The sequence below is a fragment of the Candidatus Pelagibacter sp. PS_23 genome (assembly GCF_059417905.1).
On record NZ_CM182071.1, the window covers coordinates 818,898 to 838,512 of the forward strand.

Annotated in this window: 21 protein-coding genes; 16 read left to right on the forward strand and 5 right to left on the reverse strand. The window is 32.0% G+C overall.

Features of this window, described 5'->3' with window-relative positions:
- Nucleotides 1–2 precede the first annotated feature (2 nt).
- The 16 genes from AC5SLY_RS04450 to AC5SLY_RS04525 all read left to right on the forward strand — a co-directional run bounded on the left by AC5SLY_RS04450 (nucleotide 3) and on the right by AC5SLY_RS04525 (nucleotide 15,781).
- Nucleotides 3–353: a hypothetical protein gene (locus AC5SLY_RS04450; RefSeq protein WP_011282292.1), complete on the forward strand. Its 351-nt coding sequence runs from the start codon at nucleotides 3–5 to the stop codon at nucleotides 351–353.
- A 99-nt stretch (nucleotides 354–452) separates the two neighbouring features.
- Entirely contained in the window at nucleotides 453–1,781 is a 1,329-nt protein-coding gene (locus tag AC5SLY_RS04455; RefSeq protein WP_011282293.1) for an NAD(P)/FAD-dependent oxidoreductase, read from the forward strand.
- Nucleotides 1,782–1,853: 72 nt separating this feature from the next.
- Entirely contained in the window at nucleotides 1,854–3,323 is a 1,470-nt protein-coding gene (locus AC5SLY_RS04460; RefSeq protein ID WP_027307086.1) for a glutamine synthetase family protein, read from the forward strand.
- A 24-nt stretch (nucleotides 3,324–3,347) separates the two neighbouring features.
- Nucleotides 3,348–4,292 carry a class II glutamine amidotransferase gene (locus tag AC5SLY_RS04465; RefSeq protein ID WP_011282295.1) on the forward strand — a complete coding sequence of 315 codons (945 nt, stop codon included), beginning with the start codon at nucleotides 3,348–3,350 and terminating at the stop codon, nucleotides 4,290–4,292.
- Nucleotides 4,280–5,134, forward strand: coding sequence for a GltB/FmdC/FwdC-like GXGXG domain-containing protein (locus tag AC5SLY_RS04470; protein ID WP_011282296.1), 855 nt, complete (start codon nucleotides 4,280–4,282; stop codon nucleotides 5,132–5,134). Before AC5SLY_RS04465 ends, AC5SLY_RS04470 begins: the two co-directional genes overlap by 13 nt.
- Nucleotides 5,134–6,558 carry an FMN-binding glutamate synthase family protein gene (locus AC5SLY_RS04475; protein WP_006997979.1) on the forward strand — a complete coding sequence of 475 codons (1,425 nt, stop codon included), beginning with the start codon at nucleotides 5,134–5,136 and terminating at the stop codon, nucleotides 6,556–6,558. The genes AC5SLY_RS04470 and AC5SLY_RS04475 overlap by 1 nt, the downstream gene beginning before the upstream one ends.
- Before the next feature lie 9 nt (nucleotides 6,559–6,567).
- Nucleotides 6,568–6,969: a hypothetical protein gene (locus AC5SLY_RS04480; protein ID WP_006997978.1), complete on the forward strand. Its 402-nt coding sequence runs from the start codon at nucleotides 6,568–6,570 to the stop codon at nucleotides 6,967–6,969.
- A gap of 125 nt (nucleotides 6,970–7,094) precedes the next feature.
- Nucleotides 7,095–8,495, forward strand: coding sequence for an ammonium transporter (locus AC5SLY_RS04485; protein ID WP_011282297.1), 1,401 nt, complete (start codon nucleotides 7,095–7,097; stop codon nucleotides 8,493–8,495).
- 11 nt (nucleotides 8,496–8,506) lie between these two features.
- Entirely contained in the window at nucleotides 8,507–8,731 is a 225-nt protein-coding gene (locus AC5SLY_RS04490; RefSeq protein WP_006997976.1) for a hypothetical protein, read from the forward strand.
- A gap of 60 nt (nucleotides 8,732–8,791) precedes the next feature.
- Complete coding sequence (locus tag AC5SLY_RS04495; protein ID WP_006997975.1) at nucleotides 8,792–8,944, forward strand: hypothetical protein; 153 nt, start codon at nucleotides 8,792–8,794, stop codon at nucleotides 8,942–8,944.
- A 12-nt stretch (nucleotides 8,945–8,956) separates the two neighbouring features.
- Entirely contained in the window at nucleotides 8,957–9,835 is an 879-nt protein-coding gene (locus AC5SLY_RS04500) for a class II glutamine amidotransferase (protein ID WP_011282298.1), read from the forward strand.
- Nucleotides 9,836–9,838: 3 nt separating this feature from the next.
- Nucleotides 9,839–10,519, forward strand: a complete 681-nt coding sequence (locus AC5SLY_RS04505) for a GltB/FmdC/FwdC-like GXGXG domain-containing protein (RefSeq protein WP_011282299.1) — start codon at nucleotides 9,839–9,841, stop codon at nucleotides 10,517–10,519.
- Nucleotides 10,520–10,521: 2 nt separating this feature from the next.
- Nucleotides 10,522–11,838, forward strand: a complete 1,317-nt coding sequence (locus AC5SLY_RS04510; protein WP_494598615.1) for an FMN-binding glutamate synthase family protein — start codon at nucleotides 10,522–10,524, stop codon at nucleotides 11,836–11,838.
- 43 nt (nucleotides 11,839–11,881) lie between these two features.
- Complete coding sequence (gene glnT, locus AC5SLY_RS04515) at nucleotides 11,882–13,207, forward strand: type III glutamate--ammonia ligase (RefSeq protein WP_494598616.1); 1,326 nt, start codon at nucleotides 11,882–11,884, stop codon at nucleotides 13,205–13,207.
- A 15-nt stretch (nucleotides 13,208–13,222) separates the two neighbouring features.
- Complete coding sequence (locus AC5SLY_RS04520; protein WP_494598617.1) at nucleotides 13,223–14,353, forward strand: diaminopropionate ammonia-lyase; 1,131 nt, start codon at nucleotides 13,223–13,225, stop codon at nucleotides 14,351–14,353.
- A gap of 6 nt (nucleotides 14,354–14,359) precedes the next feature.
- The gene (locus tag AC5SLY_RS04525; RefSeq protein WP_494598618.1) at nucleotides 14,360–15,781 is read left to right on the forward strand and encodes a cryptochrome/photolyase family protein; all 1,422 of its coding nucleotides are present in this window, start codon (nucleotides 14,360–14,362) and stop codon (nucleotides 15,779–15,781) included.
- Here AC5SLY_RS04525 and AC5SLY_RS04530 read toward each other — a convergent pair.
- Genes AC5SLY_RS04530 through AC5SLY_RS04550 form a run of 5 tightly spaced genes read right to left on the reverse strand, consistent with a single transcriptional unit; the run spans nucleotide 15,778 to nucleotide 19,614 of the window.
- Nucleotides 15,778–16,197 carry a secondary thiamine-phosphate synthase enzyme YjbQ gene (locus AC5SLY_RS04530; protein ID WP_494598619.1) on the reverse strand — a complete coding sequence of 140 codons (420 nt, stop codon included), beginning with the start codon at nucleotides 16,195–16,197 and terminating at the stop codon, nucleotides 15,778–15,780. The two genes, AC5SLY_RS04525 and AC5SLY_RS04530, sit on opposite strands and share 4 nt — an antisense overlap.
- Nucleotides 16,194–17,252 carry a cell division protein ZapE gene (zapE, locus tag AC5SLY_RS04535; RefSeq protein ID WP_494587170.1) on the reverse strand — a complete coding sequence of 353 codons (1,059 nt, stop codon included), beginning with the start codon at nucleotides 17,250–17,252 and terminating at the stop codon, nucleotides 16,194–16,196. Before zapE ends, AC5SLY_RS04530 begins: the two co-directional genes overlap by 4 nt.
- On the reverse strand, nucleotides 17,239–17,676 hold the full coding sequence (locus tag AC5SLY_RS04540) for a hypothetical protein (RefSeq protein ID WP_011282304.1): 438 nt from the start codon (nucleotides 17,674–17,676) through the stop codon (nucleotides 17,239–17,241). Before AC5SLY_RS04540 ends, zapE begins: the two co-directional genes overlap by 14 nt.
- Nucleotides 17,677–17,678: 2 nt before the next feature.
- On the reverse strand, nucleotides 17,679–18,977 hold the full coding sequence (locus AC5SLY_RS04545) for a PQQ-binding-like beta-propeller repeat protein (RefSeq protein ID WP_494598620.1): 1,299 nt from the start codon (nucleotides 18,975–18,977) through the stop codon (nucleotides 17,679–17,681).
- A complete protein-coding gene (locus AC5SLY_RS04550; RefSeq protein WP_494598621.1) occupies nucleotides 18,970–19,614 on the reverse strand; it encodes a hypothetical protein in 645 nt (214 codons plus the stop codon). Before AC5SLY_RS04550 ends, AC5SLY_RS04545 begins: the two co-directional genes overlap by 8 nt.
- Between the last annotated feature and the right edge of the window lies 1 nt (nucleotide 19,615).

Genomic DNA, 19,615 nt, shown 5'->3' on the forward strand with positions numbered 1-19,615 from the left:
AAATGCCTAATAACAGTAAAGATCTTTTAAGTTTTTGGGAAGACCAAATGAAGCAATCCCATACTTCAAGCAACTATTTTTTTAGAAAATCCCCTTCTCATTATCATATGATGCTACTTGTAATGTCAGCTTACAAACATAATGAAAAGTTATCTGTTGAAGGGCTAAAGACAAAACTATTCAAAACTTCTAGACCAAAATCTGCATTGATTATTAATGAAGCTTGTGAAAAAGGATTCTTTCGTCTTGAAAAGACTTCAACTGACCAGCGAATAAAAAACATAGTGCCTAGTGAGACTTTTATTAATGAGTTTAAAGAATATTTAAATACACTGCAAAAGTTAAGTTATTAGTCACTTTTTAAAAAAATCTATAATATATAATTTATATATATAATTTATAGATCTATAAAAAATTGTATTTTTTTTTATCCAAAAAAATATTGTTTTGCTATGTCAACTTTACCAAAAAAAGCAAAAGTCGTAATTATAGGTGGTGGGATTCATGGCTTAAGTACAGCATGGAAACTTTCTGAAACTTATAAAAACGAAAATGACATAGTTGTTCTAGAAAAAAAAGATATCGCAGCAGGTGCAAGTGGAATTGCTTGTGGTGTTGTTAGAAATAATTATTTTCAGCCCGCTATGAGAGAATTAATGGCTCACTCAGTATCGGTTTGGGAAAGTGATCCCAAAGCATTTAAATATAACTCTGTCGGTTATTTGCAAATTTCACCGGAAGTTATGCACGAAGATGTTGCTTCAATAGCTAAACAACAAAAAGCAATAGGATATGATTCAGAATTTATAGAAGGTGAAGCAGACTGCATGAAGTATATGAAAAATATGTTTGGTGACTGGCAAGCTCAAGGGATAACTTCAGTTCTTCATGAAAAAAAAGGTGGTTATGCATTTAATAAAGATTCTATAAAAGCGCTTGAAGAAAAATCAACATCAAATGGGGTCAAGGTTGTTAAAGGGGTAACTGTTACAGGTTTTAAAAGAGGTAGTAACAGTAAAGCTGTTACAGGTGTTGAAACAGACAAAGGTATTATTGAGTGCGATCAAGTTGTTGTTGGTGCTGGTCCTTGGGTGAGAGATTTTTGGAATATGCTAGAGCTACCAAAAACTGCAAAAATTAAAGATAAAGATGGTAAATTTCATGAAACTGAAATGTGGAAATACTGGATGCTACAGGAAGGTGTAATTGGTGTTGATGAGGATTTTTTAAAAATGGATAATGGTGGTCAACCACCTGTAATTCATGTCGATTCTACGGCTCCTTTATATTCTGATAAAACAAAAAAATTAATTACTGATAAAATTTGGGGAATTTATTATAAACCTGATATCGAAGGTTTGGGAGTACAAGGTGGAACGTCACCCTACATAGTTGATAAACATTTTGATAAAGTTAATGTTGACCCCTATGGAATTGAGTCTCCTGAATTTCAAACTACAGAAGAGTTTAATGATATGTGGTGCTCAGCTTTAGCTCATTGTCAAAAAAGATTTGAAGGAAAATCTGATCTTTATAGAAAAGGCCCTTCAGGTGGACTTGGTTGCATGACCCCTGACTCATTTCCAATTTTTGATAAATTTTTAGAAAATGTTTACATGATTGCTGATGCTAACCACGGTTACAAAATGATTGGTGTTGGTGAACTTGTTGCAAAAGAAATTCTTGGAACTGAAAGTGATTTATTAAAACCGTTTAGATTCAACCGTTACGAGAAAGGTGAACTTCACCCAACTTCTAACAGTCCGTTCCCTTGGAGTTAAACTTCAAGCCTAGACACTAATAAATTTTTCAGTTACGGTTCGTTAAATAAAAATTCATTAGAGGGAGAGATAATGACAGATTTAGATAGACACGTAAGACAACCTGGTAGAGACAAATTAGTAAAGCAAGTTAGAGCTAAGATTAATGAGCTAGGTGTTGAATATATTTTTTTTCAATTTATTTCAGTAACTGGAAGAGTTGTAGGTAAAGGTATTCCTACTGATCACTGGGAAAGAACTTGCGAAAAAGGTTTTCAATTAGTTTACGGTGCTACAGCTAACTTATTTGTTGATCGTCATGGAGATTATATTGGTTATGGTCCAGAAGCAAAAGAGCTAGTTGGTATTCCTGATCCTGAAACTTTTTGCCAACTCCCTTGGGATAAAAAAGTTGCAAGAGTGTTTGTTACTTGCTTTAGAAATAGAGAAGAAAGAGAAAACCCAGGTGCACACTTAACTTCAGACTGCCGTGGAAATTTAAGAATACACGCTCAAGAATTTAAAAAGAAACACGGCTACCAATTAAGAGTTGGAACAGAGCCTGAAATGATGTGGTTAACTAAAAATGAAGATGGTTCACCAACAGGTAAAGGTTTTTCTAAACCCTACTGCTATCATATTGATCAATTCGAGTCGTTAAGACCAGTATTTATGAAAGTTTTTGAATACGCTAGAGCAATGGGCTTTGACATGATTCAAGGTGATCATGAGGATGCACCAGGACAATTAGAATTAAACTGGATGTATGATGACGTATTAAGAAATGCAGATAGACTTTCAACTTATAGACAAATTTGTGCTCAAGTTGCAAGAGAGTTTAATTTGATAGCTTGCTTTATGACAAAACCTTTTATGGGAGTGTCAGCAAGTGGTTGTCATACTAATATGTCTTTGTGGAAAGGTGGAAAAGATAAAGTTAATAAATTATCCCACAAATCAATACCAGCGATGGATGAAGTTTTCACTTATGTTGAAGGTGGAACTAATTACTTTATGCCTGATACTAAAGATATTCAGTTACCAGGTAAGGTTGGATTAAAAGCAATTGGTGGAGTAATGAAACATTTAGGTGCATTAACTGCAATTGGATCATCAACTGTAAACTCTTATAGAAGATTATGGGATACAGGTTTTTGGGCTCCTGTTTATGCTGATTGGGGATTTCAAAACAGAACATGTGGATTAAGAGTTTCTGCACCAGGAAGATTTGAATATCGTTCAGTTGACTCAATGCATAATCCTTACTTGATGGGTTCAGGATTATTGAAATGTTTTGATGATGGGATAACAAATAATATTGATCCAGGAAAACCAGAATCTAGAAGTATGTACGATGCTCAGGCAGCTGGTAAAGAAGTTAAAAAATTACCTTTAAGTCTAGGTGAAGCTTTAGATCGTCTGGCAGAAGATGAAGTGATCAAAGCAGCTATGCCAGATGAAATGTATAAAGTTTTCCATTGGTATAAAAATGATGAATGGGAAAGATTTTTAGGGGCAACAACTCAGTGGGACTTAGATACTTATCTAGATTGTCTACCGTAATCTTTAATAAAATAGGGGAAATATATGTGTGGAATAGCAGGATTAATACATAGAGGAAAATCATCCAATGTAGGAAGTGAGCTACAAGGAATGCTTCAAGCTTTAAAACATAGAGGAGAAGATTCTACAGGTTATGCTTTGTATGGAGATACTGATGGTAAAAATTTTATCATGCGTTTTAAAGTTGGAGAAAATGTTGGTGAAGGAAGTTCATCCATAATGGAAGATGTTTCTGTTTATGACAAAAGAAAGAAAATTGTTGATCAATATTTATCTGAACTAGGTGCTAAAATAGTAAAAGAGGAAAGAATTTTACCCTACTCTTTGAGATATGAGCTTGATTATGATGTAAAAGATCTACTAGAATTTTCACAAAAGATTGAAAGTATTCCAGGTGTTGAAATTTTATCTATGGGAAAATCCTTAGAGGTAATTAAAGATTTAGGAAATGCTCAAATGGTTCTTGATAGGTATGATTTAGGTAAAGTAGTTGGAACTCATGCAATTGGCCATGCAAGAATGGCTACAGAATCTGGTGTAGATATTAAATCAGCCCACCCTTTTTGGGGTTATCCTTTCAGTGATGTATCAGTAGTTCATAACGGTCAGTTAACTAACTATTGGAACAATAGAAGAATGCTTGAAAATAAAGGCATGAGATTTATGTCTGAGTGCGATTCAGAATTAATAGCGGTTTATATTGCTCAAAAAATGAAAGAAGGAGCAAGCCTTGAAGAGGGCATGAAAGCTTCATTAACAGGTCTTGATGGAGTGTTTACATATTTTGTTGCAACTAAAGATTCTTTAGGAATGGCAAAAGATACTATGGCTGCAAAACCTTTGGTTCTTTATGAGTCAGATGATTTAGTGGCAATGGGCTCAGAAGAAATAGCAATCAGATCAGTTCTACCACAAGAGATAGATACATATGATCCATTTGATGGAGAGGTAAAAGTATGGCAAATTTAAAGAATACAGAGAAAAAAACTAAAGCCCAGTCAATGGGTATGCACTCAGAAGTTTTAACAGGAAGAACTCAACAAAAGTTTTTTAATCCTGATGAAGGTGAAAACCTTTATTATTTTGGAACTTACGATGTAGATTTTAATAAAAGAACAGAGCTAGATGTTAAAGATATGACAGCTCCAGAAGCTAATAAAGAAATTGATAACTTAATGAGCCAAGGATTTGGCACAATTGTTATTAAAAACCCTCAAGGTAAACATAGTTTAGGGGTTGGTATTTTAAATAAATTAAATTTAATTTTTGAGGGAAGTTTAGGTTATTTTGGTATGGGTTCATGTGATGGACCTACTGTTAGAATTAATGGTAGAGTTGGTTGGTCTTGTGCAGAAAACTTAATGGCAGGAAAAGTTGTTATAGAGAAAAATGCAGGGTCTTGCTTTGGTGCCGCTATAAGAGGTGGTGATTTAATTTGCAAAGGAAGTGTTGGTGCAAGAACTGGAATTGACATGAAGGGTGGAACTATCATTGTTGGTGGTGATGCTGGAGCGTTCACTGGTTTTATGATGCAAAGAGGAAGAATAATTATTCTTGGTGATGTTGGAATAAACTTAGGTGACTCTATGTATGATGGCACAATCTTTATTGGTGGAAAAATAGGATCATTTGGAAGTGATGCTGTGCCTGCTGATCTAACTGCTAGTGATCAAGATTGGTTAAAACGAAAATTAAAAGTTGCAGAAATTGGTGAAAAATTTGATGTTAGTAAAATGACTAAAATTGTAGCTGGTAAAAAACTTTGGAACTATGACAATCTAGAACCTCATGAAAAGAAAGGAGCTATCTAATGGCTAAAAAGAAAACAAAAAAAAATGAAAAAAAATTAAAAAAAGCTAAAGGTAGTGTTGGTGGAAAAGCTGATGTTCATGCACATGAAGATGGTAAAAGAAATAAAAGTCTATTAGGTCACAATGCTATTTTTACTCCTGAAGTTATAGACGATATTCACATCAAAGCTCAACTTGGAAGATACAGAATGCGTGGAATGGCATTAATGAAAAAAATTCCAACATTTGATGATTTAGTATTCCTACCAGGAACTCTTACTAGATTTGTAATTGAAGGTTATAGAGAAAAATGTGAAACAAAAACTATTATCGGTCCTAATTGTGAGAACCCGATTGAACTAGATATACCAGTATATATTACAGGTATGAGTTTTGGTGCGCTTTCTTATGAAGCTAAAACTGCTTTAGCAAGAGGAGCAACAATGGCTGGAAGTGCTACTTGTTCAGGAGAGGGTGGAATGATTCCAGATGAAAGAAGATATTCTGAAAAATGGTACTATCAATGTATTCAATCAAGATACGGGTTTAACCCTCACCACGCTCAACTTGCTGATGCAATAGAAGTGTTTATTGGTCAAGGACAAAAAGTTGGAATGGGTGGACATTTAATGGGTCAAAAAGTTACTGATCAAGTTGCAGAAATGAGATCTTTACCATCTGGTATTGATCAAAGATCTCCAGCAAGACACCCCGACTGGCTAGGTCCAGATGATTTAGCTTTAAAAGTTGAAGAATTAAGACAACTTACAAAAAACAAAGTACCAATTCAGTTAAAACTAGGTGCATCAAAAGTTTATGATGATGTTCGTATGGCTGCAAAATGTAATCCTGACTCAATCTTTTTAGATGGTATGGAAGGTTCAACTGGAGCTGGTCCACATATAGCTGCTGCAAATACTGGTATCCCAGGAATTGCTGCAATCAGAGAAGCAAGAAGAGCTATTGATGATGTGGGTAAAACTGGACAGGTAACTTTAATTTATGCAGGTGGTATTAGAGATGGTGCTGATATGGCGAAGGCTTTAGCCTTAGGTGCTGATGCAATAGCAATTGGAACTGGTGCTTTAATAGCCTTAAACTGCAATAAAGATATTCCAGAAGCAAACTTTGAAAAAGAGATGGGTGTTAAGGCTGGTGACTGTTATCACTGCCACACTGGTCGTTGTCCAGTTGGTGTTGCAACCCAAGATCCTAAATTAAGAGCTAGATTAAATCCTGATGATGCTGCTTTAAGAGTTTATAATTACTTGCATGCAATGACATTAGAGGCTCAACTTTTAGCAAGAGCTTGTGGTAAAACTAATATTCACTCATTAGAACCAGAGGATTTAGCTGCACTAACAATGGAAGCTTCTGCACTAGCAAAAGTTCCTTTAACAGGAACCAACTTCACTGTTGGTGTTGATAACTATCACAAAATATAAGAGGTAAATATGGTTAAGAAAAAAACGAAAATAAAAGTAAAAAAAGAAAATCTAGGTGGAAAGTCTAAAGAAACTGCTAGAGAAAAAATGATTGGGCAACATATTGGTTATAGATATGATGTTAACTTACTCCCTGATTATAAAAAAATCACTCCATTCTTAAAAAAGTATATTGAAGCAATGGGATGGGATGATCTTAATTGGCTAGAAGATATACACATGGGTTATGAAGAAGATAGACCTGCTGTATTTTGTAGAAATGCAAATGGCTGGGTTACAATTCCAAAATCAATCAAATTGCCAAACAACCAACAAGACAGAGATATGATCGCAAGAGAGCTTTTAGTTAAGTTTCAAATGTCTAAAAAACACCCTCTTGTTGATTTGAAAAAAGCTTACCTTAAGTTTTAGTACCTCAATCAAAGGTTGATTATTTTTCAAAACTTGTAGTTATTACTTGCTTATTTAAGCAATGTATAGTTTGTCACGTCTCTATAAATTTTATAGTCTTTCTTAAAACTAATAGGAGAGAGATTATGGATGATCAATTAGGCGCTCTTACAGTTATATTTACAGAATTTTACTACTGGGTAACAGTGGTATTAATGTTCCTGATTCACGTCGGGTTTTGTATGTATGAAGTTGGAGCCTCACGATACAAGCATCACCAACATACTTTAATGAAAAATACCATGGTAATACCACTAGTAACGGTAACCTGGTTTTTCTTTGGTTGGTGGATTTACTGGGCATTCCCAACAGGACCGGGAATAGCACCTTCAATAATGAATGAGAGTTCAGCATTAATTACTGATGAAAGTACTTTTAGTGCGAAATGGTATGTGGCAAATACTGAATTTATGGCTGTCAACTTAGGTGACCGTATAAGTGGAGTATTCTGGGCTGCATTCTTACTATTTTCATGGACAGCTGCTTCAATTGTTTCTGGAGCAATCATTGAAAGAATTACAACTTTTGCATTTGGTATTTTAGCAATTGCAATTGGTTCGTGTTTCTGGGTAATTGATGCTGCTTGGGGATGGCACTTTGATGGATGGATGCTTAAAATTTTAGGGTATCATGACGCTTATGCATCAGGAGTAATTCACGCAATTGCGGGTGGATTTGCTTTAGGTGTTCTAATCGTACTAGGACCTAGAATTGGAAAATTCTCATCAAGTGGTGAACCAAGAAATATAGGACCAAGAAATCCATGGCTAGTTACAGTTGGATTATTTTTAATCTATACTGGTTTCTGGGGATTTTATGCGGCATGTAATATACCAATATTTGATCTTGGACCTGAGTATGGAATGGAAGGTGTCACATACTGGACAGCAACAAACATATATGTAACCCCAACCACACTGAGTGGAATAACCTATAACTTCTTGATGTCACTATCAGGTGGATTATTGGCTGGATACGTGGTCGCTAAAGGTGATCCATTCTGGACTTACTCAAGTGGACTGGCTGGTATCATCTGTGCATCTGCAGGTAATGATTTGTATCACCCGATACAAGCAATGCTTATTGGTGCAATCGGTGTAGTTATTTCATATAAAATGCATTACTGGGTTGAACGTAAGTTCAAAATTGATGATGCAGTTGGTGCAGTAGCAGTGCATGGTTATGCAGGGTTTGTTGGTCTTGTAATTTGTGGATTTGTTTTAAATGGCTATCCTTCATCTGGATACAGTGTTGGAGCTATGTGGGACGGATCAACTTATGCATCAATCAATCCACTGGGACAATTCCTTGGAGCAATTATAATGTTCGGAGTTCTTGGAATGTTACCAGGTTATGTTTTAGCTAGAATACTAAGCGCATTTGGCAAATTAAGAATACCACGTGAAGTTGAAATAGCTGGACTAGACTATGAAATAATGGAGGACGATAGAGAAGCTGAAAAAGCGGTCGCCTCTGCAACTAGGTAAAGGAGAAAAATATGGCTACAGTTACAAACTGGATAGATCATTTAAGTGCAGAAGAGGTTGTCGGAGCCATTTATCCGGGAGCTGGATCCACTGAAACTTTGCTAGTTATTCTTGGTGTAGTTTTTTGGATTGGGTGGCATGTCATCACAGCTAAATCTGAGAGTGAAAAACTCTCAAGATTAGCTAAGAAAAGACATGGTGCAAATGATCATAAAAGCAATATTACCGACTGGTAATATTAAATAAACTTTGGGCGCTGCTTAATTGTGGCGCCCTTTTTTTTATAAAAATTCTATATGAATGAGAATAATCAAGAAAATCAAAGACCAAGTAAGATGAGAGGTGTTGTTTTTCCAAAAGCAAAGTACGGAGTAATAGCAGCTATCATCATCATTGTAGTGGGAAATATTTTCTACTATAAGGAATTCTTACTATCTTTAATAAAATAAACTTAAAAATTTATGTGTGGAATTGTAGGGATTTATCTTAAAACAAAGAAATACGAAAAAGATCTTGGTAAATTTTTATCTGGAATGCTTGATGGTATGGCGACTAGAGGCCCTGATAGTGCTGGATTTGCAATATATACAAAGCAAAATAAAAATAAATTTAAATACTCTATTTGTTTAAATCAATTAACAGATAAAGAATTTAAAAAAAAAATATCTAAATTTTTAAAAAAAATAACACTTAAAACTTTTTCGGATCATGTAATTCTTGAAACAGAGGAAAAACCCAAAAAGGTATTAGAAATCCTAGATACTAAATTAAAAGAAGTTTCTTTGGTGGGCTATGGTAAAAGTATTAATATTTTTAAACAAACAGGAAACCCTAAAGATGTCGTTAGAAAATTTAAATTATCTTCTTTTTCAGGAACTCATGCAATAGGCCATACTAGAATGGCAACAGAGAGTGCAATTACAACTCAAGGTTCTCACCCCTACTCTACATCAGAAGATGAGTGCTTGGTTCATAATGGATCTCTTTCAAATCATAACAACGTACGAAGGTCTTTAAAAAAAGAAGGTCAGAAATTTAATTCAGAAAATGATACTGAGGTTGCGGCTGGTTACATCTCTAATCAAATTTCAAAAGGAGAAAATCTAGAAGAAACCCTAAAAAATAGCCTAAAAGATTTAGATGGTTTCTACACCTTTATAGCTGGTACTAAAGATGGTTTTGCATTGTTGAGAGATGAAATAGCTTGCAAGCCAGCAGTTGTTGCAGAAACAAAAGATTATGTAGCGGTTGCTTCAGAATTTCAATGTATGGCGCACTTGCCAAATGTAAACACAGCTAAAATTTTTGAACCAAAACCTGGTATTGTTTATCACTGGTAAATTATGAATTTAGATCTAAATAAAAAAAAACTAAGAGAAATTAATCAACTACTACAAAACGTTGGTAGAGAAAAAAATAACAGAAGTTTCCAAATTTTAAATCCCCAAGGTCAACACGCTATTTGTGCAGGTTTAAAAGATGATATTGAAGTTTCAATAAAAGGACACACTGGCTATTATTGTGCTGGGATGAATAAAAATGCTTCTATTACCGTACACGGAAATGTTGGAACGGGTGTAGCTGAAAACATGATGTCTGGTAAAGTAATTATCAAAGGTAATGCTTCGCAGTCTGCTGGAGCAACTGGTCATGGCGGTTCTTTAATTATTGAAGGAGACGCTAGCTCAAGATGTGGCATATCAATGAAGGGGATTAACATTATAGTAAAGGGGTCTGTTGGTCATATGTCAGCATTTATGGCACAAAAAGGTAATTTAATTATTTTGGGAGACGCTGATGCTGATTTAGGAGACTCAATTTATGAGGCAAAAATATTTGTTAAAGGTAAGGTTAAAAGTTTAGGTTCTGATTGTATAGAAAAACAAATGGATGATAAAAATATAAAGGAATTAAATAAAATTTTTAAAGATTTGAATATATCTGAAGATGCAAAAAAATTTAAAAGATATGGATCTGCAAGAAATTTATATAATTTTAAAATTGATAATGTGAGCTCATATTAGTTATGAAAAAAGATTTAAAAGAATTTAAAACGTTTCCATCTTCAACAATTAAAGAAATTCAAAGAGCTGCTAAGGAAGGAATTTACCAAATTAGAGGATTGGGTGCTAAAAGAAAAGTTCCAGACTTTGATGACTTGGTATTTTTAGGAGCTTCCATGTCTAGATATCCATTAGAAGGTTATAGAGAGAAATGTAATACCTCTGTAATACTTGGAGACCGTTTTGCAAAAAATCCTATTAAATTAGATATACCAATTACTATTGCTGGAATGAGTTTTGGAGCTTTAGGTGCCAATGCAAAGGAAGCTTTGGGCAGAGGTGCTTCTGCTATGGGAACTTCGACAACCACTGGAGATGGAGGCATGACAAAAGAAGAAAGAGGATCCTCTAAATATCTAGTATATCAATTATTACCTTCTCGATACGGCATGAATCCAGATGATCTAAGAAAAGCTGATGCTATAGAAATAGTTGTAGGACAAGGTGCAAAGCCTGGCGGTGGTGGAATGCTTCTTGGACAAAAAATTAATAAAAGAGTTGCGAGTATGAGAACTTTGCCTGAAGGTATAGATCAAAGAAGTGCTTGCCGACACCCTGATTGGACTGGACCTGATGATTTGGAAATAAAAATTCAGGAGTTAAGAGAAATTACCAATTGGGAAAAGCCAATTTATATAAAAGTTGGAGCAGCAAGACCTTACTACGATACAACTTTAGCAATAAAAGCTGGTGCTGATGTTGTTGTATTAGATGGAATGCAAGGCGGAACCGCCGCAACACAAGATGTTTTTATAGAACATGTGGGTATACCAACACTTGGTGCGTTAAGAGAATCTGTAGATGCTTTAAAAGAATTAAAAATGCATAGAAAAGTTCAATTAATTGTTTCTGGTGGAATTAGAACTGGTGCTGATGTTGCAAAAGCAATTGCAATGGGGGCAGATGCTGTATCAATAGGATCTGCAGCTATGATGGCATTAAATTGTAATGCTGATCTATATAGAAAAGATTATGAAAAACTTGGAACAGAACCTGGTTATTGTCATCACTGTCATACAGGAAAATGTCCTGTTGGTGTTGCTACACAAGATCCTATACTAGAAAAAAGACTTAATCCTATAGAGGGTGGAAAAAGATTAAAAAATTATTTATCCACATTAACCCTAGAGTTGCAAACATTGGCAAGAGCAAATGGAAAATCAGATGTAAGAAATTTAGAACCTGAAGATTTAGCAGCTTTAACAGTAGAAGCTGCAGCAATGGCAAGAGTTCCGCTGGCTGGAACAGATTGGATACCAGGACTAAAAAATAAAAAATAGTATTGTGAAGACTAATTAACAGTTGTAAATTAAGAAATAAAATATGCCTATTAATTTATCTAAAATTGCTAAAGCTAAAAAAATAAAATATTTTTTGATTAGTTTTGTAGATTTTTTTGGTGTCTTGAGATCAAAATTAGTACCAGCACAAGCGATTGCAGACATGCAAAAGAATGGGGCGGGTTTTGCGGGTTTTGCAACTTGGCTAGATATGTCTCCTGCAGATGGGGATATGTTTGCTCTACCAGATCCTAAAAGTTTAATTCAATTGCCTTGGAACAAAGAAATTGGCTGGTTAGCTTCTGATTTATATATGTATGGTAAACCAGTTAAGGCTTCACCTAGAGTAATGCTCAAAGAGCAAATTAATAAATTACATAAAAAAGATTTAGTCATGAAGTCAGGTGTAGAGTGTGAATATTTTTTGATCTCAGAAGATGGGAGTAAAATTGCTGATGCAAGAGACACTCAATCAAAACCTTGTTACGATCAGTCTGCTTTAATGAGGAGATATGATTTAATCAAAGAAATATGCGATAGCATGATTACTATGGGTTGGAACCCATACCAAAATGATCATGAGGACGCTAATGGCCAGTTTGAAATGAATTGGGATTATACAGATTGTTTAACTACAGCTGATAGACATGTATTCTTTAAATATATGGTGAAATCATTAGCTGAAAAACATGGTTTGAGAGCAACATTTATGCCAAAACCTTTTAGCAATCTAACAGGAAATGGCTGTCATGCTCACATCTCTTTATGGAATGGAAAAATTAATAAATTTCTAGATAATGGAGACAAATTAGGTTTGAGCAAATTAGCATATAATTTTCTAGGTGGAATTATGAAACTTACTCAGCCTTTGACAGCATTTTTTAATCCGACAATTAATAGTTATAGAAGAATAAATGCACCACCAACAAAATCGGGAGCTACATGGTCACCTAGTAGTATTTCTTATACAGGAAATAATAGAACTCATATGATAAGAATTCCAGATAAAGGTAGATTTGAACTAAGGTTAATGGACGGAGCAGTAAATCCTTATTTGCTTCAAGCTGGAGTAATAGCCGCTGGTTTGCATGGAATAAATAATAAAATAGATCCTGGTGAACCTTTATCTTGTAATATGTATACTGATCATAAAAATTACCCTAATCTAAAAAAATTACCTGACATAATTGAAGATGCATTAGATCAACTAGAAAATAGTAAAGAAATTAAGGAAGCATTTGGTGGTGATACTATTAAAAGCTATCTAAAGTTAAAAAGGTCTGAAATTAATGATTTTAATCAAGAAGAAAAATTTGATAAAAAAAGCTCGGTAACTCACTGGGAAAAAAATAGCACTCTTGATTGTTAATAAATGAAATCAATCATGCAGAAAGACCTTTGGTCTATTACATCATTTTTAGAGAATAAAAATTATAAATTTAATAAAGAAAATATACTTACGCAACTTCCAGAAAAATTTATAGAAGAAGCAATTAAGGCTATATCTAGTTGGGATAATTATGCCCCCACTCCATTGGTTAAATTAAATAAACTAAATGATGAATTAAAATTTAAAAATATTTACTACAAAGATGAGGATAAACGGTTTGATCTAAAATCTTTTAAAGCTTTAGGTGGAGCTTTTGCTGTCTACAAGATTGCCAGTGAAAAAGAGAATATAACTGTATCAACAGCAACAGCTGGAAATCATGGTCGATCTGTAGCCTGGGGAGCTCAAAGACTTGGATTAAAATGTAAAATATTTATAAGTGAATTTGTTAGTGAATCTAGAGCTGAAGCAATGCGTAAATTGGATGCTGAAGTGATTAGAGTTAAAGGTAATTATGACAATTCATTAAAAGAATGCATAAAACAATCTAAAGAAAATAATTGGGAAATTGTACAAGATGTGTCTTGGGAAGGTTACAAGGAAGTACCAAAATTAATTATGGCTGGATACACTATAATGATTAAAGAAATTTTAGATGAAGTAAAATCTAATTCAATATCACACGTATTTCTTCAAGCTGGAGTTGGTGGGATGGCTGCAGCAATGATTGCTGGCTTTGCAAAATTATCACAAAATATTCCGAAATTTATTATTGTTGAACCAGAAAATGCAGACTGTGTATTTCAAAGTATTAAGAATAATAAACCCACAAGTGTTGATATTAAAAAGGAAACAGTAATGGGTGGAATGTCTTGTGGTGATGTATCAAGTATTGCCTGGGAAATTTTAAAAAATTCTTCAAATTATTGTTTAACTATATCTGATGAAGCAATCTCAACTACTGTAGCATTGCTAGCAGAAAAGCGTTTATCCGATGAAAAAATAATAGCTGGTGAATGTGCGGTCCCAGGTATAATCGCGTTAATAAGCTCATTTAACAATAAAGAATACTTAGATAAGCTAGAGTTAAATGAACAATCAAATGTACTTTTATTTGGTTGTGAAGGTTTAACTGATAGTGCAATGTATCAAAAACTACTAAGTGATGGATTGCAAAAAATCTGAGTAAATATGACAAAAAAAGCCATTGTTTGGATTAGAGAAGATTTTAGAATTGAATATAACGAAGCCTTAGCGACAGCAACTCAAAATCATGAGTATGTAAGTGCCCTTTATATATATAACCCAAAAAACTTTGATAAAAAAAGAGAGGCTCAAAAATGGTGGCTATCTAAATCATTAGAAAATTTAAGTATAGATCTAAAGAAATTAAATATCACATTGGAAGTTCAGTTAGGTGATGAACTAGAAGTATTATCAATTTTAAAAAAGAAAGATGATGTTACTGTCTATTGGAGTAAAGTTTATGAGCCAGATGTAATTAATAAAGGTAAAAAGATAAGAGATCTATTTATTAAAAATGAGATTCAATATAAATATTTTAAAGGAAACATTCTTGTAGAATTTCAAGAAATGACTAAAGACGATGGCACTCCCTATAAAGTATTCACTCCATTTTGGAAAAAAACTGAACAGCATTATATTTCAAAAGCACCTTCAAAATTAATACAAGTTAAATCAAAAACTAAAAAGATAAACATATTTAAAAATTCAATTTCTATAAAAGAAATTTTACCTAAAAAAAATTGGTATAAAAAATTTGAGAAATACTGGAACCCATCAGAAAAAGAAGCTAAAAAATATTTACAAGAATTAATAAATAATAAAATTGAGGACTATGGTGATGCACGAGATGTTCCAGGTGTTAATGGAACCTCCAAGTTATCTCCTTTCTTAAAATTTGGTCAAATACATGTAGAAACAATTTGGAAGAAATGCCAAGACATTAAAATTAAAAAAATTGGATATAGAAAGTATATTAATGAATTAGGATGGAGAGAATTTTCTCATAGTTTAATTAATTACTTTCCACAAATGTTAAAAGGCAATCTTAGAAAAGATTTTGACAATTTTCCTTGGGTTAAAAATGATAAATTTCTTAAAGCTTGGAAAGCAGGCATGACAGGATACCCTATTGTAGATGCTGGAATGAGAGAACTATACGAAACAGGATGGATGCACAATAGAGTTCGAATGATTGTTGCTTCTTTTCTTGTTAAGCATTTAAGAATTCATTGGATGGAGGGTGAAAAACATTTTAAAAATTGTTTAGTTGATTATAATGAAGCTAGTAACGTTGCTCAATGGCAATGGGTTGCAGGATGTGGTGCAGATGCAGCTCCATACTTTAGAATCTTCAATCCTATTCTCCAGGGTGAAAAATTTGACAAAGATGGGATTTATACAAAAAAGTGGGTTCCTGAACTTAAAAACATGCCTAATAAATTTTTATACAAGCCATGGGAACTTGAAACCAAATTCCAAGAACAGATTAAAGTAATTGTTGGTATCAACTATCCAAAACCAATTGTAGATCACGTTGAAGCAAGAAATGCTGCTCTAGATGCTTTTAAAACAATTAAAAAAAACTAATCTCCTAAATAATGAAGAATAATCAATCTTTTTTGCTTCTCAATTCTGTGCTCAAAAAGATATAAACCCTGCCAGGTACCAAGTAATAACTCATTGCTTTTAACGCTTAAAGAGATTTGATTATTAGTTAACGCAGATTTTATATGTGCAGGCATGTCATCTTTTCCCTCAGCTGTATGGATGTAAAGGGAATTGTCCATAGGTACGAGCTTATTAAAAAAATTTACTAAATCACTTTGAACATCTGGATCAGCATTCTCTTGAATTATTAAAGAAGCACTGGTGTGTTGAATGCTTATATTGATAATTCCATTATTAAATTCATTATCCTTGATCCATTTGTTAGTTTGACTTGTAAATTCATAGAGACTCTGGCCATTAGTACTCAATTCTAAGTTAAAAAACTCTTGTCTCATAACTTTGTATACTTAATAGATGTTAATTCATACAACCTACTAATAGTTCTTTTAAATATTTTTTTTAAATCTTCAGAAGAGCTTAATAAATCTAATTGTAATTGAGAAGTTATCATAAGTGGTATATTTTTTTCATAAAGAATATCAATTAAAGTAATAAATCTTTGTTGTTGATTAGAATTATCACTATTAAAAATTGGAATATTTTCTATAACAATAAAATTGCATACTTCAGTTATTTTAATGTAATCTTCAGCTCCAATATTTTTAGAACATAACTCTTTAAAATCAAAACGTGCTATTCCATTAAAGTAATTCTTAATAGTAAGCTTTCTACCTTTAATACTTAAGATCATTTCTTGATTAGTAAGATTTTTTGTTATTTTTCTAAAAAATTTATTAAGTTTAAAATTAGTTGATTCATTTAATGGATAAAAATATCTTTCATTTCTGTTTTTTACAGACTTCCTATAATCATCTTGGATAATTAATTGTGTCTCATAAGATCTTTCCTTCATTATTTTAATAAAGGGAAGAAATTGATCTCTTTGTAATCCATCTTTGTAAAGATCATTTATTTTAGTATTTGATGAAAATAAAACTTTAATATTCTCATCAAATATTTTTTTGAATAAGCTACCTAAAATCATAGCATCTACAATATTTGTAACCTGAAACTCATCAAAATAAATTAATTTAGATTTATTTTTTAGTTTTTGAACAAATTTATCTATAATATTTTCTTGTTTATTTTCTTTGTTTTTAAATACAAAGTCATGAAAACTAATCATAAACTCGTTAAAGTGAAATCTTTGTTTAGTTTTATCAAATTTATTATAAAAAAAATTTAGTATCATGGTTTTACCCACACCCACATCCCCTTGTAAATAAAACCCTGTTTTATAATTTTGTTTAGTAAATATTTTTTTTAGAAGTGATTTATTAAAGTTTTGATTATAGAATAAATTCAGCTCATCGATTGAGCCTAATTGATTGGGATTAATTTCTAAATTGTTAATTTTACAATAACTAAGAAATAATTTATTTAAATTCATTTGTTGTTTTAAAATCTATACCATATTCTGATCTAGGCCCTTTTCTTAATCCAAAAGGACCAGATAAAAATAATGTAAGAGGTCTTGTTCCTGGTTTAAGATCAACTCTGTGTAAATTATTTGCTGATCTAAAACCAATATATCCAGGCGGTCTCCAAAATCTTCCATTTTTTAACGTTTCCCAATACCCCCCTCTTAATATAACAGTTATGTAAGGAAATGTGTGATTATGAACCCCTTCCCCATGATCGTCTGCTAACATTTCATGTAATAAAATATTAAATGGAAACCATTTAGGCCTATGTCTTAATAAAACATAATATCTATTCATCCAGGGTTTAGCTTCATTAAATTTGGGGTGGGAAGGTCCACGATCTAAAACAACTTTTTTTCTTCCTAATTTATCGAGTAACTTAAGAAACATTACTAATTAAATTTGATAATAGAACCGTTGCTTATTAAAAAAAGATTATTTTCATTTATAAATGGCTGCAAAATTTTACTTCCTGAAACTTTTACTACATTCAAGATGTTACCTTCATTACTATTTACAATAATTAATTTTCCGTCACTATTAGTTAAATATATTTTATTCAAAGCTACGATAAAACCAGTAGGTTTTATTTGGTTTCTTTTTTTATCTTTATAGTTTTTATATAAATCGTTAATTCTTATTATATTCCCTGATTTTTTGTCAATAATATATAAATATCCTTTTTCAGATATGGTTATTATAAGTTTGCCAATAACAACAGGTTTAAGATCTGAGCTGATCTCAGTTTTCCAATTAATTAATCCTGTAGCACTATCAATAGAATAAAATTCATTTTTATTATTAGAGAAAAATATTGTGTTTTCATTGATAACTAATTCTGAATTAGATAATTGAAATGCATTTTGACTAATATTATTATTTTGTGTGGGTAGTTGCCACACCAGTTGACCAGATTTTATATCTACCGCTGTGATGTCTCCAATTGAATTATTAAAATAAATATTTTTATCATCGAGCGCAATTGATATTTGGGTATTTGATTTTGTTAAAGACTCTTCAGTTTTTAAATTCCATATTTCTGATCCATCTTTTATTGATATTGATCTTAGAATATTTTTATAATCGACCACATAAAAAACATCATTTTTTATTTTAATGTTAGAGTTAAAAGGAACTATGTTTGTTTTTGTCCATAATAGCTCTCCTGTATCAATATTAATTGCATAATATTTTGCCACATCATCTGTTACAATTAATATATTGTTTTTTAATGCAAAATTTAGTCTTGGCCTAATTTTTTTTTCACTTTTATTATAAAAATTATTTTTCCATAAAGTTTTTTGGTTTTCATCGTAAAGAGTTATTTCTCCTTTGTTGTCATAAAAAACTAAATTATTATTATAAAATAAAGGGCTGGGACTTATAAAATCAAAATCATTAAATTTAGAAAAGTTATATTTTCCAATTTTTTCTAAGACCCCTTCATAAGTTAGTTCGCCAGTATCATTTTGATCATTCAAGCTGTTTTGATTTAGCTTGCCATTTGATATTTTAACATAAAGATTTGAATTAAATTCTTCTTCAGGTCTTATTTGTTTGGTTAAAATAGTTTTGTTATTTTCAATTTGCTGTTGATTTTTGTCATCTTTATTCCAAAAACCTGCTTTTTTACTAGTTGAGCAGTTGTTTAAAATTAAGAGGATTAGGACTGATAATAGTACTTTATTCACCAAGGTCTCTGTTTAGTCTCTTTTGTGACTCAGTTTTAATTGTGCCGTTAGCATTAGGTAAAATTATAATTTGGTTAAAAAATTCTTTAGCTTTTTGTTTTTCATCTTTTGAATAAAAAAATTCTGCAAGTAAGTATAATGCATGGGACTTCCAGATACTTTCAGAATTAATTACTGGATTAAGTATTTTCAATAATTCATTTTCGCTAACAAAGTCTGAATTAAATAATGCTTTTTTATATATAATCAAATTCTTAATTTCATTATCAAGTTTTGTATTTTCAATTAACTCATTAAATAATATATTTATCTCATCATTGTTCTCTAATAAATTATTGTCTAGTAGATGGTATAAAGCTAATGGAGAATAAGTTGCATCATTACTTTTTACAACATTAACCATTTCATCAATTGTTTTTTGTTTATTTTCAGGATTAAGATCTATTAATGCTAAGTTGTATTGATTAGCTAATTTAATTTTATTTTTTTCTCTAGAATTTTCAAATGATAGATAGCCAATTATAATTAGTAATATTATTGAAATAATTATTATAAGTTTTTTTTTATTATCTATAAAAAAATTCTTTATTCTCTCATTTCTTGCGTTTGTATCTATGATTGTAATTTCTTCGTCCATT